Origin of the sequence: Lagierella sp. ICN-221743, from assembly GCF_037890055.1 — a bacterium.
Taxonomy (GTDB): domain Bacteria; phylum Bacillota; class Clostridia; order Tissierellales; family Peptoniphilaceae; genus Mediannikoviicoccus.
The window spans coordinates 73611-92729 of the sequence record NZ_JBBKBD010000007.1 but is presented as its reverse complement, the minus strand read 5'-3'; the positions used below and the strand labels follow the sequence as shown (position 1 = coordinate 92729).

16 protein-coding genes, 1 tRNA gene and 1 riboswitch are annotated in these 19119 nt (G+C 35.5%); of the genes, 7 read left to right on the top strand and 10 right to left on the bottom strand.

The window, feature by feature from the left end:
- Positions 1-53 precede the first annotated feature (53 nt).
- The 4 genes from WKS98_RS05000 to selA all read right to left on the bottom strand — a co-directional run bounded on the left by WKS98_RS05000 (position 54) and on the right by selA (position 5047).
- Positions 54-1487, bottom strand: coding sequence for an alanine/glycine:cation symporter family protein (locus tag WKS98_RS05000; protein WP_498917436.1), 1434 nt, complete (start codon positions 1485-1487; stop codon positions 54-56).
- A gap of 99 nt (positions 1488-1586) precedes the next feature.
- Positions 1587-1683, bottom strand: a tRNA-Sec gene (locus WKS98_RS04995).
- A 71-nt stretch (positions 1684-1754) separates the two neighbouring features.
- Positions 1755-3635, bottom strand: a complete 1881-nt coding sequence (selB, locus tag WKS98_RS04990; RefSeq protein ID WP_498917433.1) for a selenocysteine-specific translation elongation factor — start codon at positions 3633-3635, stop codon at positions 1755-1757.
- Positions 3636-3637: 2 nt separating this feature from the next.
- On the bottom strand, positions 3638-5047 hold the full coding sequence (selA, locus tag WKS98_RS04985) for an L-seryl-tRNA(Sec) selenium transferase (RefSeq protein ID WP_498917431.1): 1410 nt from the start codon (positions 5045-5047) through the stop codon (positions 3638-3640).
- Between the two features lie 226 nt (positions 5048-5273).
- A riboswitch (glycine riboswitch) is annotated at positions 5274-5368 on the top strand.
- A gap of 101 nt (positions 5369-5469) precedes the next feature.
- Here selA and WKS98_RS04980 point away from each other — a divergent pair.
- The 7 genes from WKS98_RS04980 (at position 5470) to grdD (ending at position 12807) form a co-directional block, all read left to right on the top strand.
- Positions 5470-5838 (top strand): GrdX family protein, encoded by a 369-nt coding sequence (locus WKS98_RS04980; protein WP_498917430.1) that lies wholly within the window; start codon positions 5470-5472, stop codon positions 5836-5838.
- 11 nt (positions 5839-5849) lie between these two features.
- Positions 5850-6788, top strand: coding sequence for a thioredoxin-disulfide reductase (gene trxB, locus WKS98_RS04975; protein WP_498917429.1), 939 nt, complete (start codon positions 5850-5852; stop codon positions 6786-6788).
- Positions 6789-6845: 57 nt separating this feature from the next.
- Positions 6846-8132, top strand: coding sequence for a glycine/sarcosine/betaine reductase component B subunit (locus WKS98_RS04970; RefSeq protein ID WP_498917427.1), 1287 nt, complete (start codon positions 6846-6848; stop codon positions 8130-8132).
- A gap of 79 nt (positions 8133-8211) precedes the next feature.
- Positions 8212-8670: a glycine/sarcosine/betaine reductase complex selenoprotein A gene (gene grdA / locus WKS98_RS04965; RefSeq protein ID WP_498917425.1), complete on the top strand. Its 459-nt coding sequence runs from the start codon at positions 8212-8214 to the stop codon at positions 8668-8670.
- 45 nt (positions 8671-8715) lie between these two features.
- A complete protein-coding gene (gene grdB / locus WKS98_RS04960) occupies positions 8716-10026 on the top strand; it encodes a glycine reductase complex selenoprotein B (RefSeq protein WP_498917423.1) in 1311 nt (436 codons plus the stop codon).
- Between the two features lie 83 nt (positions 10027-10109).
- On the top strand, positions 10110-11651 hold the full coding sequence (gene grdC / locus WKS98_RS04955; RefSeq protein WP_498917422.1) for a glycine/sarcosine/betaine reductase complex component C subunit beta: 1542 nt from the start codon (positions 10110-10112) through the stop codon (positions 11649-11651).
- A gap of 10 nt (positions 11652-11661) precedes the next feature.
- Positions 11662-12807, top strand: a complete 1146-nt coding sequence (gene grdD / locus WKS98_RS04950) for a glycine/sarcosine/betaine reductase complex component C subunit alpha (protein ID WP_498917421.1) — start codon at positions 11662-11664, stop codon at positions 12805-12807.
- 41 nt (positions 12808-12848) lie between these two features.
- Here the strand turns inward: grdD and trmB are convergent, their stop codons facing one another.
- The 6 genes from trmB to WKS98_RS04920 form a co-directional block, all read right to left on the bottom strand.
- On the bottom strand, positions 12849-13487 hold the full coding sequence (trmB, locus tag WKS98_RS04945; protein WP_498917419.1) for a tRNA (guanosine(46)-N7)-methyltransferase TrmB: 639 nt from the start codon (positions 13485-13487) through the stop codon (positions 12849-12851).
- Between the two features lie 56 nt (positions 13488-13543).
- Positions 13544-14953, bottom strand: coding sequence for a zinc-ribbon domain-containing protein (locus WKS98_RS04940; protein ID WP_498917417.1), 1410 nt, complete (start codon positions 14951-14953; stop codon positions 13544-13546).
- Between the two features lie 8 nt (positions 14954-14961).
- Positions 14962-15846: an ABC transporter permease gene (locus WKS98_RS04935; protein ID WP_498917415.1), complete on the bottom strand. Its 885-nt coding sequence runs from the start codon at positions 15844-15846 to the stop codon at positions 14962-14964.
- On the bottom strand, positions 15839-17164 hold the full coding sequence (locus tag WKS98_RS04930; protein WP_498917413.1) for an ATP-binding cassette domain-containing protein: 1326 nt from the start codon (positions 17162-17164) through the stop codon (positions 15839-15841). Before WKS98_RS04930 ends, WKS98_RS04935 begins: the two co-directional genes overlap by 8 nt.
- A gap of 188 nt (positions 17165-17352) precedes the next feature.
- The gene (locus WKS98_RS04925; RefSeq protein WP_498917412.1) at positions 17353-17871 is read right to left on the bottom strand and encodes a hypothetical protein; all 519 of its coding nucleotides are present in this window, start codon (positions 17869-17871) and stop codon (positions 17353-17355) included.
- Positions 17872-17943: 72 nt separating this feature from the next.
- Positions 17944-19053, bottom strand: coding sequence for an FAD:protein FMN transferase (locus tag WKS98_RS04920; RefSeq protein WP_498917410.1), 1110 nt, complete (start codon positions 19051-19053; stop codon positions 17944-17946).
- Positions 19054-19119 lie beyond the last annotated feature (66 nt).

Here is a 19119-nt window from a genome sequence, read left to right as displayed (position 1 = left end):
AAAGATAGCAAGGACTAAGCCTTGCTACCTAATAATGAAAGGAGATTCTATTATTATTTCTTTTCCCATTCGTAAACATATGAGATTTTACCAAGTTGTTTTAATTGGTCATAATCTTTTTCAAGTTCTTTTACATGTTTATGAAGGAATAATAAACCTATTAAGTTAGGGAATACCATTAAACCATTGAAGAAGTCTGATAGTAACCATACGAATTCAATTTCAAACATTGAACCTAATACTATACAAATTATAACTATGATTCTGTAAGGCATAAGTCCCTTATTACCAAATAAATATTTAATGTTGGTTTCACCGAAGTAGTACCAACCAATTACAGTAGTGAATGCAAATGCTGTTAGACAAATTGCAAGTACTGCTTTACCAAATGAACCGAATGCAATATGGAATGCTTCTTGTGTCATAAGTGGGCCAGCAAGTCCTGAGTCAAAAGCTCCTGTTAATAGAATTACAAGGGCTGTTGCTGTACAAACAACACCAGTGTCTATAAATACACCAAGCATAGCTGTTAAACCTTGTTCAACTGGGTGTTTAACCTTTGCTGTAGCGTGAGCATGAGGTGTAGAACCCATACCAGCTTCGTTAGAGAACAATCCTCTTGCAACACCAAATCTTATTGCAAGTTTAACTGTGATACCAGCTCCTGCACCAAGCACTGCTTGTGGTTCAAATGCGCCTTTGAAAATAAGTCCAAAAGCTTGTCCAATATTAGATTTAAATTTAACTAATACTACTATTGCAAGTACTACATATACAAGTGCCATTACTGGAACTACCATTTCTGCGAAGTTTGCAATTCTCTTAATACCACCAATAAATACAAGTGCTGCAACTGCTGCTATACAAATACCGATAGCTAGTTGGCTAAATCCAAATGCTGCGTGGATTGCAGATGCCATTGAGTTTGATTGTACCATATTACCTATAAATCCTAGTGCTAATATAATGGCAACTGAGAAAAATGCTGCTAATCCTTTTCCTAATTTCTTGTTTTTTAAACCTTCACTAATGTAGTAAGCAGGTCCTCCTACTGGGTTACCATCTTCATCAAGTGTTCTATATTTTTGAGCAAGTACTGCTTCCGCAAATATTGTACCCATTCCGAATAATGCAGCTACCCACATCCAGAATATAGCTCCAGGACCACCTGATAGTATAGCTGTAGCAACCCCTGCTACGTTACCTGTACCAATTTGTGCTGCGATAGCTACTGCTAACGCTTGGAATGATGAAATTTCTCCAGCTGCTTTTCTTCTAGCATTTTCTTCTTTATCAAAAAGACCGCCGAAGGTTTGTTTTAATGCAGCTCCAAATCTTGCAAATTGAGGAAATCCTAAATAAATTGTAAAAAATAGCCCTACTACTGGTAATAATACCATTAGCAATTTGTTCCAAATTATGCCATTACCGGCATTAACAATTTTTGTAGCCGTATCAACAGCAGCACCAAATAACAAAACGTTCATACTATCCTCCTTGTTTTTGATTAAACGTTTTCCTGGCGTGAGCAGTAATTAGAACCACTCACACCCTTCTTCCCCTTTCATGCCACCAAAATATAATAGTGGCGGGAATGCGTGGGAATCGAACCCACCCAAGAAGCTCCTAACCCCTCATACTGGTTTTGAAGACCAGAGAGCACACCAGCACTCATTCACTCCCATGTTACTATTATTTTAACACATTTCTTAAATAAAAGAAAACTTATTTTTTATATTTGCATCGTTGCCTTTTTATAACATAACTCTATAATCATCCACTCTTTTTGTCAGCTTAATACTGTCGAAGTATTCCAATATTAAAAGCACATTTTTTCTACTTGATTTTAAAATATCCCTGGCTTCTGAAACTGTTATCCTTTCATTTTCTTTTAAATGATTAATAATTCCCTCTTTTGCCTTTTCGAAGTCCTCTTTTAAAAGAACGTTGTTTTCAGCTCCAAAGACTAAAATTTCTTTTCCAATCATAAAATCTAAAACATGTCTTCTCTCTTTGTCATTACGAGATAGTGATTTTATATTTTCTATCTTTTCAAGTCCATTTGATTTAATCTCATTTATTAATTCTTGTTTTGTTTTTTCCTGTTTAGGATTTAATACTATTTTGTGGCTTTCTAATCCAAAATAGTCCCCTGACTCTGTTATAATTTCTCTTTTCTTCATAATCTTTAGTATATGTTCCAGCTCTCTAAGGTTTGGCGCATATAAACTTTGAGTCAAGATTTCGTTCTTAGTCATACCAAGTGAAAGTGGATTTTTGTCATGGAACTTCTCAAGAATATCTTTTATATTTCCAATTATTCTCAACAACACTTCTTCGCTGACATATCTGTCCACAATTTTAATTATCTTTTCGTCTTCGATTAGCTTTTCAACTTCCTCTTTAACTACGTCCTTGTTTTCTCCAGTATATGACACAATTTCCTTTAAGGATAACAACTCGTCTTCAGAGTTTGCAAATTGAACGATTATGTCGTTAAGTTCACCTTGTTCTTTTAGTTGAAGCTCTTTAACTAGCTCCTCGTCAATATTATGTTTTTTTGCCATCGGTTCAATAATAACTCCACCACCAATGGTTTCCACTGGTGAATATGAACGTAGTACAAATCTATCTCTATTTCTACAAACTAGAGGCTCTTCCAGGCGCAGTTGTACAAATCCCTCTTCCCCCTGTGCTATCTCTTCACTGTCAAGGGGAACTGCCCTACAGAAGATTTCCCTTGTTCCAATGCCAAGTCTAAGTCTCATCCAGTGATGAATTGGGAAGTCGGAGGTTTTTGAAACTATAACCTTACAGTCAATGATATTTGTAGTTATCATTGAACCTTCCTGTGCTATAATATCTCCCCTTTCAATTTCTCCAGACTTTATCCCAGAGAGATTAATGGCAGTTCGCTGTCCCGCATATGCTGTGTCTTCGTCTTCTCCATGAACTTGGATGGATCTTACCTTACAAGCCTTTTGTGAAGGATAGATTACAAGATCTTCTCCCTTTGAAATCTTTCCTTCCATTAGAGTTCCTGTAACTACAATTCCTATTCCCTTTACAGGAAAGGCCCTGTCAATATTCATTCTAAAAGGTGTGTCGCTCTTCTTTTCTTCCACCTTTTCACTTTCTTCTGCAATTACATTTTTAAGCTCTTCAATTCCCCTTCCAGAGATAGAGTCTACTTCTATAATAGGGGCATCTTCTAAAAATGTCCCCTTTGAAAACTCTTTTAATTCCTCTTCAATTAGCATAAGGTAGTCATCTTCAACCATGTCACATTTTGTAACAACGATAATTCCCCTATGCACATTCATATATGAAAGGATATCTAAGTGTTCACGGCTTTGAGGCATAACTCCTTCATCCGCCGCAATTATGAATAGTACCAAATCTATTCCAGTAGCCCCTGCCATCATGTTTTTAATAAACTTTTCATGGCCAGGCACATCCACTATACCAACTCTATTTCCATTTGGTAGGTCAAGGTAAGTAAATCCTAGGTTAATGGATATACCTCTCTTCCTCTCTTCATCTAATGTATCAGTCTCCCTACCTGTTAGTGCCTTTACTAAAGTTGTCTTACCATGGTCAATATGACCCGCTGTACCAATTATAATATTTTTCATCATTATCTCCTTGGAAAACAGTTCTCTATTTCTTCAGCTATTGTATCAAAATCTTTGTCGTTTAAAGTTCTTAAGTCAAGCATGTACTTGTCGTCTTTTATTCTTCCTATAATGTGTGATGAAGAAAGTCTTAATGTCTCTTCGATTTTGTCTGCAGTTAATCCATCGCCACTTAAGACGATTACCTTGGAGTCAAACTCCTCTCCCGGCATGGAGCCTCCTCCTACCGTTGACTTTCCATCTTCTATATATACATTAATCCTACTATCTCTACTGTCTATTTTTCCTTTGAGCACATGCGCTTTTTCAAAAAGTTCTTCAGGAGTAAGTGTTATCATCCTAATAGTTGGAATATGCTTTTTCGCCTTTTCTTCGTCAAAGTACATTCTGATGGTGCATTCTAGCGCCGCAAGTGTAAACTTATCCACTCTTAACGCCCTAAGAATTTGATTCTTCTTCATCTTGTCTATATATTCTTTCTTTCCAACGATGATTCCCGCTTGAGGTCCTCCCAGTAATTTGTCACCACTGAAAGTTATTAAATCAATTCCTGACTTAATTGACTCTGATATGGTCGGCTCGTGGGGAAGTCCATACTCTTCCATATTAAAATAAACTCCACTGCCCAAGTCTTCCATTACTGGAATGTCATATTTGTCACCCAGTTCTTTTAATTCCCTATTTGAAACCGCATCGGTAAAGCCAATTAATTTGTAGTTTGAAGTGTGAACCTTCATTAAAACAGCAGTTTCCTCTGTAATAGCTTCTTCGTAGTCCTCTACTCTCGTCTTATTAGTTGATCCAACTTCCACAAGGTTTGCTCCACTCATGGCCATTACGGAAGGTATTCTAAAAGCACCGCCAACTTCTACAAGTTCGCCCCTTGAAACTATGGCTTCTTTGTCCTTGGCAAAAGTATTTAGAACCAAGAACACCGCCGCTGCATTGTTATTTACTATGAGAGCATCCTCCACTCCAAAAAGAAGTTTAATCATTTTTGTTACATGGGAGTATCTAGAGCCTCTCTTACCTTCTGCAATATCATACTCAAGGTTGGAGTAACTTGAAATTATATTCCAAATATCTTCCTTTATAGAGTCATCTAGTAACGACCTTCCTAAATTTGTATGAAGTATGGTTCCTGTTCCATTTATTACCTTTAATAAGGAAGGAGAAAATTCTTTGTAAAGTCTTTCCTCTACCTTTATAATAATATTTTCATCATTAATCTCTGTAGAAAGTTTTTCTGCATCTTCTTCTTTACACTGAATAATTTTATTTCTTATGTCCTCTAGCACTTCTCTCGTCGCTTTCGTTTTTAAAACTCTTGAGTAGTCCAGCTCTTCTGTTCTAGAATTTTTTAAAATCTCTTCAACTTGAGGTATCTTTTTAAACAGATCTTTCTTTTGCATTTCTATCTCCCATCTTTAAATTAATTCTAAGTTCATGTATTAAGTGTAATGTAAATTGCGAAAACATTAAAGCTTTAAATTTATTTATTGTTAATTTTTTCTATTTTTGACTTTTTTGTAATATTTTAAATAAATATTGGCGTATTTCATCAAATTTCGTTGACTTTTTTAATTTCTGATGATATTATTATAGTGCAAGTTAAGGAAATAACTAAATATTATCGGTATGAACATCACGGGAGAGACTTCGGCACCGAAGGGACAAGGAAACTTTCGCCAATAGTTTTCGAAATTCTCAGGTAAAAGGACTGTGATGGGACTGAGTTCTGAAGTACGCGACAGAGGATAAGGCAAATTCTATTGTCGTTTTTTTTATTTTTCCTTAACTAATTAATAAATGATTAATCTTATAAGGAGTGTCTATGCTAATTATTACAAATAATCCTAAATTCTTAGGATTCGAAAAAGAAGGATATGTAGTGAGATACTTAGAAGAAGATTATCTGTCAGTGTTAAGGGAAACAAGAGATCTTGTTCACCAAGGTTACGAAGTTCTAACTCATCCCCTATACGGTTCTGTTAAACCATATGAAACAGTTTATAGAACCATAGTATTAAAAGAAGGGAATAAACTTAACTATGACTCAGTCAATCTTTTAGAAAATGCAATTGAGACTGCAGAAAAATTTTATAAGACTAACAAAGACTGGAAATGGACTGCAGATATCCTAGATGACTTTCAAGTCATTGACAAGGACTTGATTGACAATGCATTAGAAAGAATTGGATAATTGGAGGTAACATGGATAATATTTACGATATTATTGTTATTGGTGGCGGCCCAGCTGGACTTAGCTGTGCACTATACTCTTCAAGAGCAAATCTAAAAACTCTAGTTATCGAAAAAGAAAGTTTGGGCGGGCAGATGTTTTCTACTGGTAGCATTGAAAACTATCCAGGCTCAATAGAAAATCCAACAGGCCTATCCCTTACTAATAGATTCAAAGAGCAAGCGGAAAGTTTTGGTACAGAGTTTGTAACAGATACAGTTGTTAAGATAGACTTTAATGAAAAAATTAAGTCTGTAGAATGCGAAAAAAATACTTTCAAGTCAAAGACAATCGTAATTGCAACTGGAGCAAAACCAAGAAAGCTAAATGTGCCAGGCGAAGAGGAATTTTCTGGAAAGGGAGTTTCTTACTGTGCAACTTGTGATGGAGCTTTCTTCAAAGACTTAGACATAGTGGTTATAGGAAGTGGTAATTCCGCTTTTGAAGAAGCCATAGAGCTTACTAAGTTTGGAAGAAAGGTATATCTTGCTCATAGAAAAAATCTTTCAAAGGTAACTCCAGTTATCTTAGAGAGAGCAAGGAAGAATGAAAAAATTCACTTCCTGCCTGAAGAAGAGATTCAAGAAATCAAAGGAGAAAACTTTGTTGACTCGGTGATTTTTAAAAATTCTTCTACAGGAGAGATTACTGAAATCTCTAAAACAGATGGTGACCCTGTTATGGGAGTCTTCGTATTCATCGGTGCTAAGCCAAATTCAGACTTAGTAAATGGGTTTACAAATCTTGAAAATGGGTATATAGTCACCGACGGAGATATGAGAACTGATATCCCTGGCGTCTTTGCTGTGGGAGATGTTAGAGTAACTCCTATAAGACAAATTGTCACAGCTGCAGCTGACGGTGCAATAGCATCTATAAGCGCAGAAAAATATATAAATGAAAACTTTTAATTGAATAAATCACCAATTGTGGTGTTTTATATAAAAAAATTTAGTCGGAGGTGTGGAATGAAATTAGAATTAGGTAAAATCTTTATAAAAGATATACAATTTTCTGATTCATCAAAAATCGAAGACGGTGTCCTTTATGTAAGTAAGGATGAGTTATTAGAAGCTGTCGGCGGAGACGAGCATGTTAAGTCAATTGACTTTGACATAGCAAGACCTGGCGAAAGCGTAAGAATAACACCTGTTAAGGACGTTCTTGAACCAAGAGTTAAGGTTGAAGGACCTGGAGAAATTTTCCCTGGAATCCTTAATAAAGTTGATACCGTTGGTCAAGGTAGAACACATGCTCTTAAGGGAATGGCTGTTGTTACTACTGGTAAGATAGTTGGTTTCCAAGAAGGTATCATTGATATGGTTGGAGAAGGTGCAAAATACACTCCTTTCTCAAAGACTGTAAACTTAGTTATTATAGCTGAGCCAATCGATGGTATTAAGCAACATGTTCACGAAAACGCAATAAGAATGATTGGTCTTAAGGCTGCTGATTACATCGGAAGACTTGCAAAAGATCTTACTCCAGATGAAGTAGTAACTTATGAAACTAAACCATTATTAGAGCAAATTAATGAATATCCTGATCTTCCAAAGGTAGCTTATGTATACATGCTACAAACTCAAGGTTTGCTACATGACACATACGTTTACGGTGTAGATGCTAAACAAATAGTACCTACAATCCTATACCCAACAGAAGTTATGGATGGAGCAATCGTAAGTGGTAACTGTGTATCCGCATGCGATAAGAACCCAACATACGTTCACTTAAACAATGGAGTTATAGAAGACCTTTATGCAAGACATGGTAAAGACTACAACTTCCTAGGTGTAATAATCACTAACGAGAACGTATATCTAATGGATAAGGAAAGATCTTCAAACTGGACTGCAAAGTTAGTTGAATACCTTGGAGTAGACGCAGTTATCGTATCTCAAGAAGGTTTCGGTAACCCAGATACAGACTTAATCATGAACTGCAAGAAGATCGAGATGAAGAATGTTAAGACTGTAATCGTAACTGACGAATATGCTGGTAGAGACGGTGCTTCTCAATCATTAGCTGACGCTGACGAAAGAGCAAACGCAGTAGTTACTGGTGGAAATGCTAACCAAGTGGTTATACTTCCTAAGTTAGACAAGATTATTGGTCATATAGAATTTGTTGACATTATAGCTGGTGGAGCTAAGGGTTCTCTAAGAGAAGATGGAACTATCTTAGTAGAAATTCAAGCTATAACTGGTGCAACTAACGAAACAGGTTTCAATTATTTAACTGCTAAAGGTTATTAATTCGACCGTACAACTTAAACAACTAAACTAAACAAAACTAACAACTAAACTAAACAAATAAATTAAACAGGAGGATGTCATGAGTTTATTAGAAAACAAAAAAATCATAATCGTTGGCGACCGTGATGGAATCCCTGCTCCTGCTATTGAAGAGTGTGTAAACACTGTTGCAAATACAGAAGTAATATTCGCATCTACTGAGTGCTTTGTCTGAACTAGTGCCGGAGCCATGGACTTAGAAAACCAAAAGAGAATTAAGGAAGCTGCTGAAGAGTATGGTCCTGAAAATCTTGTTGTTATTCTAGGTGCTGGTGAGGCAGGAGCTGCAGGTTTAGCAGCTGAAACTGTAACAACTGGTGACCCTACATTTGCTGGTCCTCTAGCTGGTGTAGAACTTAACTTAGCATGTTACCACGTAATCGAAGAACCTATGAAGGAAGAATTCGATCCAGAAGTTTACGATGAACAAATCGGTATGATGGAAATGGTACTTGACGTTGACGAAATCACTTCTGAAATGCAAGACATCAGAGGATAATTAGAGTAGAATTTTAAAAAATCTTATAAAAAGGAGGATGTATCAATGGCGAACATTAAAGTCGTTCATTATATAAACCAATTCTTTGCTGGTATTGGTGGCGAAGAAAAGGCCGACATAGCGCCTTTTATTGCTGAAGAGTTACCTCCAGTTAGTAAACAACTAAGTGCCAAACTAGGAGAAGGATTTGAAATAGTAGGTACTGTTGTTTGTGGTGACAGTTACTTCGGAGAAAATATGGAATCAGCAAGTAAAGAGGTTTTAGATATGATAAAATCTTTTGAACCTGATCTATTTATCGCAGGACCAGCTTTCAACGCCGGACGTTACGGAGTTGCAGCAGGAACTGTAACTAAAATGGTTAAAGATGAATTAAACATCCCTTCAATAACAGGTATGTATCCTGAAAACCCAGGTGCAGACATGTTCAAGAAGGACGTATATATAATCTCTACAGCTAACTCAGCTGCAGGTATGAGAAAGGCTCTTCCAGCTATTGCAAAGCTTGCTCAAAAGCTTGCTAAGGGCGAAGAAGTTCTTGGACCTGAAGAAGAAGGTTATATCGAAAGAGGAGTTAGAGTTAACTACTTTGCTGAAAAAAGAGGTTCTGAAAGAGCAGTTGATATGCTTGTTAAGAAAATCAAAGGTGAAGAATTCGTTACAGAATATCCAATGCCTACTTTCGACAGAGTTGAACCTGGTGAAGCAATTAAAGACCTATCAAAAGCTACTATCGCTTTAGTAACTTCTGGTGGTATTGTTCCAAAAGGAAACCCTGACAGAATCGAATCTTCATCAGCTTCTAAATATGGTGAATACTCAATCGCTGGAGTTGATAACCTTGATGAATCAACTTATGAAACAGCTCACGGTGGTTATGACCCAACTTATGCAAATGAAGATGCAGATAGAGTTCTTCCAGTTGACGTTCTTAGAGAAATGGAAAAAGAAGGTAAGATTGGAAAAATATATGACCATTTCTATGCTACAGTAGGAAATGGTACAGCAGTAGCATCTGCTAAGGGATTCGCTGAGGAAATCGGCGCAAAATTAAAAGCAGATGGCGTAGATGCAGTTATCTTAACATCTACGTGAGGTACTTGTACACGTTGCGGTGCAACAATGGTAAAAGGTATCGAAGCATATGGTATTCCTGTAGTTCACATGTGTACAGTAGTTCCTATCTCATTAACAGTAGGAGCTAACAGAATAGTACCTACAATAGCTATTCCTCACCCATTAGGAAACCCATCATTGGATCCTAAGGAAGAGAAAGAATTAAGAAGACACTTAGTTGAAAAAGCTCTTAAGGCTTTAACAACTCCAGTGGATGGTCAAACAGTTTTTGAAGATTAATTTTTAATCTTTTAAATAACAAAATTAAAAATGCTTCTGCTCCTTTTTGGGGCAGAAGCTATAATTACAATGGAGGTTTTTTTATGACACTACCTGTTTTTAAGAGTGCCGGATATGTATTAATTCATACACCAGATATGATTATACAAAACGGTTCTACAACTTCAACTGAAAGAGTTACTAACCCTGGTTCAGAATTCTTGAAGGTTGTTGGAGATCACATTAGAAGTTATGAAGAAGTTGTAAATTATTTACCAAACCAAGTTTATATTGGTAATATGAGACCAGAAGAATTAAACAACTACGAATTACCTTGGTTTGATAAAGAATGCAAAGGTCAAAGAAAAGGTAAGTTCGGTGAAATCGTTCCACAAGATGAATTTATCGCTGCTATTAAGATTTGTGACTCTTTTGAATTAGTTGAACTATCTGAAGAGTTTATCGAATCTGTAAAACCTAAATTTGAAGAAAACTATCCACATTTAGCTGAGTCTTTCGCAAAGGTTAAGCCTTCAGATATTGAAGCAAGCAAACACCTACTTGACGAACACAAGGCAGAAGGACTTTACATGGACGGAAAACTAGTTGGACTTGTTAAACAAGCTCACGACGTTGACGTTAACTTAAACGCACATACAATGTTTGAAAACCTTGTTTCTAAGGCTTCAGCTGTACTATGTGCTGATTATTTATTCCAATCACATGATAATATTACTAAAGATGAGATAGATTATGTTATAGAATGTTCAGAAGAAGCCTGCGGAGACGTTAACCAAAGAGGTGGTGGAAACTTCGCAAAAGCTATCGCTGAAAAAGTTGGATTAAACAATGCATCAGGTTCCGACACAAGAGGATTCTGTGCTGCACCTATCCACTCATTTATTCAAGCTGCAGCATTAGTTGAAGCTGGAGTATATGACAATGTATTAGTTGTTGCAGGTGGATCAACTGCAAAACTTGGTATGAACGCTAAAGACCACGTTAAGAAAGATTATCCTGTTCTTGAAGACGTTGTAGGAACTTTCGCAGTTGTTATATCTAAAAATGACGGCGTATCCCCTGTCATAAGAACTCACATTACAGGAAAGCATACTGTAGGTACAGGTTCATCACCTCAAGCTGTTATGACTTCATTAGTTACTAACGCTTTAGATAAGGCTGACCTAAAGATAACAGATGTAGATACATTCTCAGTAGAAATGCAAAACCCTGATATTACAGTTCCAGCAGGAGCAGGTAATGTACCAGAAGCAAACTTCAAGATGATTGCTGCACTAGGAGTTAAGAGCGGTGCATTAGAAAGAACTGATATCCCATCATTTGCTACAACTTATGGACTACCTGGTTGGGCACCAACTCAAGGACATATTCCTTCAGGAGCACCATATGTAGGATTCTGTATAGATGATCTTACTACAGGAGACAAGAACAGAGTAATGTTCATAGGTAAAGGATCCCTATTCCTAGGAAGACTTACAAACCTATTTGATGGTGTTTCATTCATTGCTGAAAGAAACCCTGGAGAAGAAGCTGAAGCTGAAGGATCAGGAGTATCAAGAGACGAAATTAAGAAAATAATCGGAGAATCCTTAAGAGAATTAGCATCTAATATGCTTGCAGAATAGGAGTGGTTATATGCCTAAGAATATTATTGCAGAGGCTCTTTTAGAAATCGCTGAAGGTATTGAAAGTGGTTCATTTGCTAAAAAACCTAAAATAGGTCTTACAATATTAGGAAGTGAACATGGTGTAGAAAACATGTTGGAAGCTGCAAGACTTGCAAAGTCTCCAGCCTATGACATTGTTCTAATCGGACCTAAACAAGAAGGATGCGATTTAGAAACTTATGAAGTTTCTTCAGAAGACGAAGCTCATAAGAAAATGGAAGAGTTACTTGATAAAAAAGTTATAGATGGTTGTGTAACATTGCACTACACATTCCCTATTGGAGTTTCTACTATAGGTAGAGTTGTTGCTCCTAGCACAGGAAGAGAAATGCTTATTGCTACAACAACTGGTACTTCATCTCTAAATAGAGTTGAAGGAATGCTAAGAAATGCTATTGCAGGTGTTTCAGTTGCTAAGAGTTTAGGAATTGAAACACCAACTGTTGGCGTTTTAAACGTTGACGGTGCAAAGCAAGTTGAAAGAGCATTAGAAACATTAATAGAAAATGGATATGACTTAGAATTAGCTGAATCAGTAAGAGCTGATGGCGGTGCTGTACTAAGAGGTAATGATATCTTAAGAGGCGTTCCAGATGTTTGTGTTACTGACTCATTAACAGGTAATATCCTAATGAAAGTATTCTCAGCTTTCTCAACAGGCGGAAGCTATGAAGCAACTGGCTTTGGATACGGTCCAGGAGTTGGCAAAGACTTTGATAGAAATATCTGTATAGTTTCAAGAGCATCAGGAGCTCCAGTAGTTGCTCACGCAATTAAGTACGCTGCTGACCTTGTAATGGGTAACTTTATGAAAGTTAAAGCTGACGAATATAAAGCTGTTGAAAAAGCATCTTATGATAAAGTAATAGAAACATTACAACCTAAGAAGGAAGCTGCTGAAGAAACTGAAACAGTAGAAGCTCCTCCTAAAGAAGTTGTAACTGACTCTATTTCAGGAATTGAAATTCTTGACCTAGAAGATGCAGTACAAGCTCTTTGGAAAGAAGGAATCTACGCTGAAAGTGGTATGGGATGTACAGGTCCAATCGTAATGATTACTGAAGCAAACCATGAAAAAGCAACAGCAATCCTTAAAGACAAAGGTTTCATTTAAATCAAAAAATTAAGGCAGGTTATCCTGCCTTTTTTTGTTTGCTATTTTTCTTTATTGTATCTAGCTTTTAGGAATTTTATTTTAATCCCCTGCTCTCTCCACTTGCTTTCATAATAAGAAATGGATTCATCTTCATTAATACTAAGGTCCCTATCCATAACTTCAATTTCAAAGCCTTCCTTTTCGAAGTAATCTATACTATCTTCATAAAGCTCATCATTGTCAGTTTTAAACTCTATTTCGCCATTTTCTTTCAATATCTTCTTATACACTTCTAGAAATATTGGGTGGGTAAGTCTTCTCTTCTTATGTCTATTCTTTGGCCATGGGTTACAAAAGTTAATATATATTTTTGAAATTTCCCCTTCTCCAAAGATATCTAAAAGATGATCCGCATCTCCCAGTATTCCTATAATATTAGGAAGCTCTGCCTCTTTAATCTTTTCTCCTGCTTCTACAAATGCATTGGCCTCTCTATCCATGGCAATATAGTTTATATTTTGATTTTGCCTTGCCATTTCAACTAAAAAGTCTCCTCGTCCCGCTCCAATTTCTAAGTGAATGGGCTGCTGCTTTCTAAATTTTTCTTGCCACTGCCCACTTCCTCCCTTTGGTTTCATGTATATGTATGGATTTTCCGTTAACATAGGTATGGCCCAGTGTTTTTTTCTCATTCTCATATTATTACCTCTATTTTCTTAAAGAGAGATCGTCAACGCTTGACGATCTCTCTAATTTATTTTACTCCATCATAAGCTTCATAGTTATAGTCTTTTAGTTTTGACTCTACTAAATCAAGCTTTAGTTCATCCAATGTCTTATAGCTTCCATATACCTTCTTAATATTTTCATAGTCTATAATCTGTTCCGGTTTTTGCTCATTTGATGAAACTTCACTTTTTATTTTTTCTTTTTCATCTGCTGTATCTTCATCATCTTCCTCATCCACTAAGTCTCCATCAACCTTATCTATTAAGAAATTTATTACTTCAACTGCAGTGTATTCCTTTATAGTTTCATCTGATTTTTCAACATTGTATGAGTACACCAAGTACATAACAGGAATATTGTAATTTTCAAATAGTCCACTGGATTTCCATCCACTTTCCTTTGGCGTTAAGAAATAAAAGCCTTCGTAATTTGGATTGTCAGCGTTATTTCTCGATGCCAGGTCTGACTTTATTATGGACTGGGCTTGTTCCTTTATTTTATTGAAAAAATCCTTATCAAGCTCTTCCTTTGACACAATATAGGCCCTGGCGTCTTTATTTGTGACTTTGTATTCCTTTTCTAAAACACTTGGCTTATATGCATTTTCATGAAGCCTGTCTATTCCATCTTGATTTAGTTTAAATTTAATATTGTCTCCAATTTTAACATCTTCGTCTTCATCCATAAGTTTTCCATCTATATATACATCGTAGTAACCACTGGCTGAGCCCAAAGCTTCTTCAAGTTTACTTCCAACCTTTAGCTTTGAATTAGTAATCTTAATCTTTAACTTTGGAGAGATGCCTGTGAACTTTGGTTTAAAGCCATCAAAGGGATCTATAGAGTATAATTCTTTTAAACCGATTACTTTAAATTCTCTACTAGGGTTTGTAAATTTAACTCCCAAGTTATCTTGAATATTTTTCTTATTTCTCATCTCTACAATAACTGTAACTTTGTCACCATTGCTAAGCTTATCAATTGGGTCCACTGAAAATGTAAAGTTGTCTATAATTTCAGATACATTAATGTCCTTTTCTTCTCCAAGTTTTTCCCTAAGCTTATCTTCCAGCATATCTCGATTAAATTCTATACTATCTTGGTCTAGGGTTCCCTCTCCATCAATCCCTTCAAATACTGGTTCTTCAATAAAGTCAGATATACTTATGGTCTTTACCAGTGGATTTAAGTTGGAGTTTTTTATTTTAATTATAATAAAAACTGCAATTAACGCTAATGCAACACCAATAATAAGCCACAGCTTTGGATTTGGTTTTTTATTATTAAAGCTCTTTCCCTTATTTTTTAAGTCGTCATAATCTTCTATAATAATTCTTTGATTATTCTCGTGTTTTTCTTCCACTTTAGTTCCACAGACGCCACAAAATTTATTTCCTTCTGGTACCATATTTCCACATTTTTTACATTTATACATAAATACACCTATCTTTCGTCCTTGTCAATGCGTTCCAGCGCAAGTTTTGAAATCAATGCCTGAATTACAATAAAAATAATTAGCACTAAAAATACAATTAGTATGTTTTTTAGGTTTGGTTTGTAATCATTTTTATATTTTTGTCTTGTAAGTCCCAAAAATCTTTCGATGGTCTCCTTGGCTTGAAAGTCTAATTTTTTTGCTTCCGCATCTGGCAAAGCAGTTTCCATGGTATTAAATTTTATGGATATCCCCAATGCTCTTAGACCCCATTTGGCAATTGTAAAGTTTGATAAATATATCTTCCAGCCTTCCAGTTGAAATATAAAGTCTGAAAGAACCAGTTGAATTATTAGAGCAAAGGGCATAATGGTCATGGCCATCTTGTTGTTTTTTACAATTGACGATATCATCAGTCCTAGCATATCCGATGCATAGATGATTAAAAGTATTGAAAAGCCCAAGCTCATTACCCTTGCTATGTCTAGTTTGTTATCAACCGTAAATTTTTCACTATAAACAAATAATATCATGGCTGATATAATTATAGCTTCAACAAAACATAGTATAAATTCCACCATCATATGGGCAAATAAAAATACTGAATACTCAACATTTCCCGACTTATGTTCTTGTTTAATGGAATTTCTTTCAGAACATATAAGTTCTATGGAGTTAAATAGCCCCGTCCAAATACAGGCACAGACTATTGCAAATGCCGCCATTCTAGTCTCGTCATAACGTTCAAATGCCTGTTCACTAGTTGCAGAAAGCACAATGGCTGTAATGATAAATGTGGAAAGTATTTTTAAAAGGCCTTTGGAGTTAAAAAACACACGCATGTACTTTCTAAAATATACCTTCAATTGTAAAGAATAAACATCTCTATCCATTTAAATCACCACTCTTAAATTTATTTATAAAATAATCCGCCTTTTCTTGATTATTTATTAGCTTAACTATGTCTTCCAAGTGATTTACACCAAAAAATTCCAGCGCATCATCAATACTTACGTAAAACGCCATCTGTCCACAGTTTTCCACCGAGTCCTTGGCAATGACTAAGATTTTGTCATATAAATCCCTAAGTCTGTCCGGTGAGTGGGAGATGACTATGGCAATCTTTTCTTCATCCACAATATGTCTAACCTGTTTCATAACCATTTCTGCAGATCCGGCGTCAAGTCCAGAGTCAGGTTCGTCCAAGAAAAATATTTCAGGTTCAGAAATGTATTCAACGGCGATACTAAGTCTCTTTCTCTGTCCACCACTAAGCTTACTTACAAAATTATTTCTTTCCTTTTCCATTCCAAAAATATTTAAAATATTTTCTATCTTTTCCTTTAATTTTTCTTTATTTTTAACCACTTCCATTGGAAGCTGTAACATGGCAGCGTCTTTTAATGTGTGGTACACCGTGTCCTTGTCCCTAAGGGTATCAAACTGAGGCACAAGTCTTACGAGCTTTCTAACCCTTGCAGAGTCTTCGTATAGGTCAATTCCCTTGTAATGTATTTCAGCATTTGCCTTTTCATATCCCGACACTGCGTTTACAAAGGTTGTCTTTCCTGCCCCAGATCCACCAATTACAAGGACCATCTCCCTAGGTTCTATATCAAGGTTAGTGTCTTTTAAAAGCCTTCTAGCCTTACCCTTTTCACTTCCAAGTCTTTCTTTTATTCTAATGGAAAGATTTTCGTTATAGTTAATCTTGTTTACCTTTCCCGAAGAATTTATCTTCTGATAAATGCAAAAATTATGATGCTTTATATAAACTTCATCGCCATTAATAGTGCATTCGCCAACTTTCATACCTTTTGCTATTTTATTGGACTTAATTTGCTTTTGATTTAAAACCTTCCAAGGATTATTACATCTTTCTTTGTCTCCAGTATAAAAAATAGAAACCATGTCCTTTTTATCATCTGTAAAAAGTATATGGGTGTTATCTTTTAAAACAACTCCAACATTTTTATCAAGATGATTTAAATTAATCCAGGTGTCCATTCTTTCACTTAGATTTGTATAAATATAACCCTTTTCACTAAGCTCAAAGGTTCCTATAACTTCACTTGCACCATCCTTTTTTATAATTACATCTGCAATTGACTCGTCACTTCCAGCACCAATGGTCAGGTCATTTTTGCAATTAAAGCTCCTAACGCCATTTGAGTCAAATACAAAAATAAATTTTTCACTAGAGTTTGGCATCGTCTTCTCCTTGAGTTCTAGAATTTATAATATTTTTTTATTCTTTAAAAATATTTCTTTAATAACAATTATAGCCCAATTGGTACTATTTTTCTATTGAGGCAAATAAAAAAGAGACGAGAACTTTGCCTCATCTCTAGTTTATTAGTCATTATATTTCGTCATATCTATTTCTTTAGGAACAGCTTCTACCTAACAAGCCATGCTGTTGGTACTAAAAATAAATATGGTGCCGTTATAAGTGCCATGTTTCTTGCAAGTATATACTTTTCATGTTTGGTTAAGTCCATATCCTTGTAGATGAATTTTTTATTGAAGTAATATATTAAAAATCCTCCAAGGATAACGCAAATTAGAAGTATTATAACTGCTATTATGGATTCATATGGCCTATAATTCATAGGGTCTATATTCTTTTGCCACCACTTTCCAAGGTCTGTGTTGTATTCTGGAGAGAAAACTATATTTAGTAAAATTGGTGGGATTGATGCAATAATATCTGCTAAAAATCCAAATATTACGGTCTTTGCTAAAACTACATAGAGTACTTGCTTTTTATTTTCCACTTTGAGATATCCTAATGTTCCATTTAAAACCAAGTAGTCAATTATAATGTTTGCTGGAATGACCACAAGCCAAACTGGTGGAAGCATCCAAAGCATCCAAATTGGAAATATAACATTCCTTAATTTAATATCTTTTTTCATAACTCCTCCTTTAGTTTGGATATATTATATAGTTTATTTTTTTTTGTCAATTTTCACTAAAATGAGGAAGCCCTATTCTTTTGTATACTCTTTAAAACCTTCTGTTTCTTTTGTAGTGCCATCTTTATAAACCCACATTGCTTCTGCTCCATCAAACTTCTCTAAAAGTTTCTGTCCTTCTTCTTGGTCCAAGATAAACAGTGTAGTTGAAAGATAGTCTGCAATGCCACTTTCCTTTGCAATTATGGTTACAGATTTAAATTTGTCCGCCGGTTGTAGTGTATCTGGATCAATTATATGAGCGTATCTCTTTCCATCAACGGTGTAAAATCTTTGGTAGTCTCCACTGGTTACAACGGAAATATTATTTCCTCTAATAACTTCGATAGGTTCTTTATTTTCTTCTCCATCAATGTCAGGGTCTTGAACTCCTATGGCCCATACATCTCTTCCATCAATCATTGGACGTTCTAGAGCAACTATGTTTCCTCCAGCTGAAAGAATGGCATATTTACATCCTGCTTTTTTTACCTCATCCATAACAATTTGTGATGCAAAGCCCTTTGATGTGGCCCCAAGGTCTAATGACATTCCCTTTTCTTCTAGGAACACTGTAGACTCTTCTTCATTTAAGATTACCTTGTTGATATCAATATGTTCCTTTGCCTTTTCTAGCTCTTCCATTGTTGGAACCTTTGCGCTATCTGGATTTTTTAGTCCATCTTCCCTATATTTATGCCACACATCTAAAACTGGTCCAAATGCCATGTCTGTTTTGTCAGAATAGTTTTCAGTCATATCCTTTGAAAACTTTATAAGGTCAAATAGATCCTTATCAACCTTTACAGGTTCAATCCCTGCGTTGTCGTTAATGGTCTTAATATTGTTTATGCCTTCATAGTCGTCAAAGTGAGTATATAGTTTGTGAAGTCTTTCAAACTCAGACTTTACAATGTCATAGTACTTTTCATACTCTTCTTCGCTCTCAGTGTATGCAGTAAAGTCTATTACTGTATCGAATACGTCAAAGAATGTGTTCGAATGTTTCTCCAACTCTTTTGAAACATTTTCTTCTGTTGCCACATTTTCTGACACGTCACTACCTTTAATATTATCTTGCTTGCCGCAAGCTGTTAATGCAATTGTAAAAATTAATAATAATGATATTATTTTCTTTTTCATAAATTCACCTCCCTATTATTATAGCTTAAAATCATAAAAAATCATAAAAAAGAGCGTATCTCTACG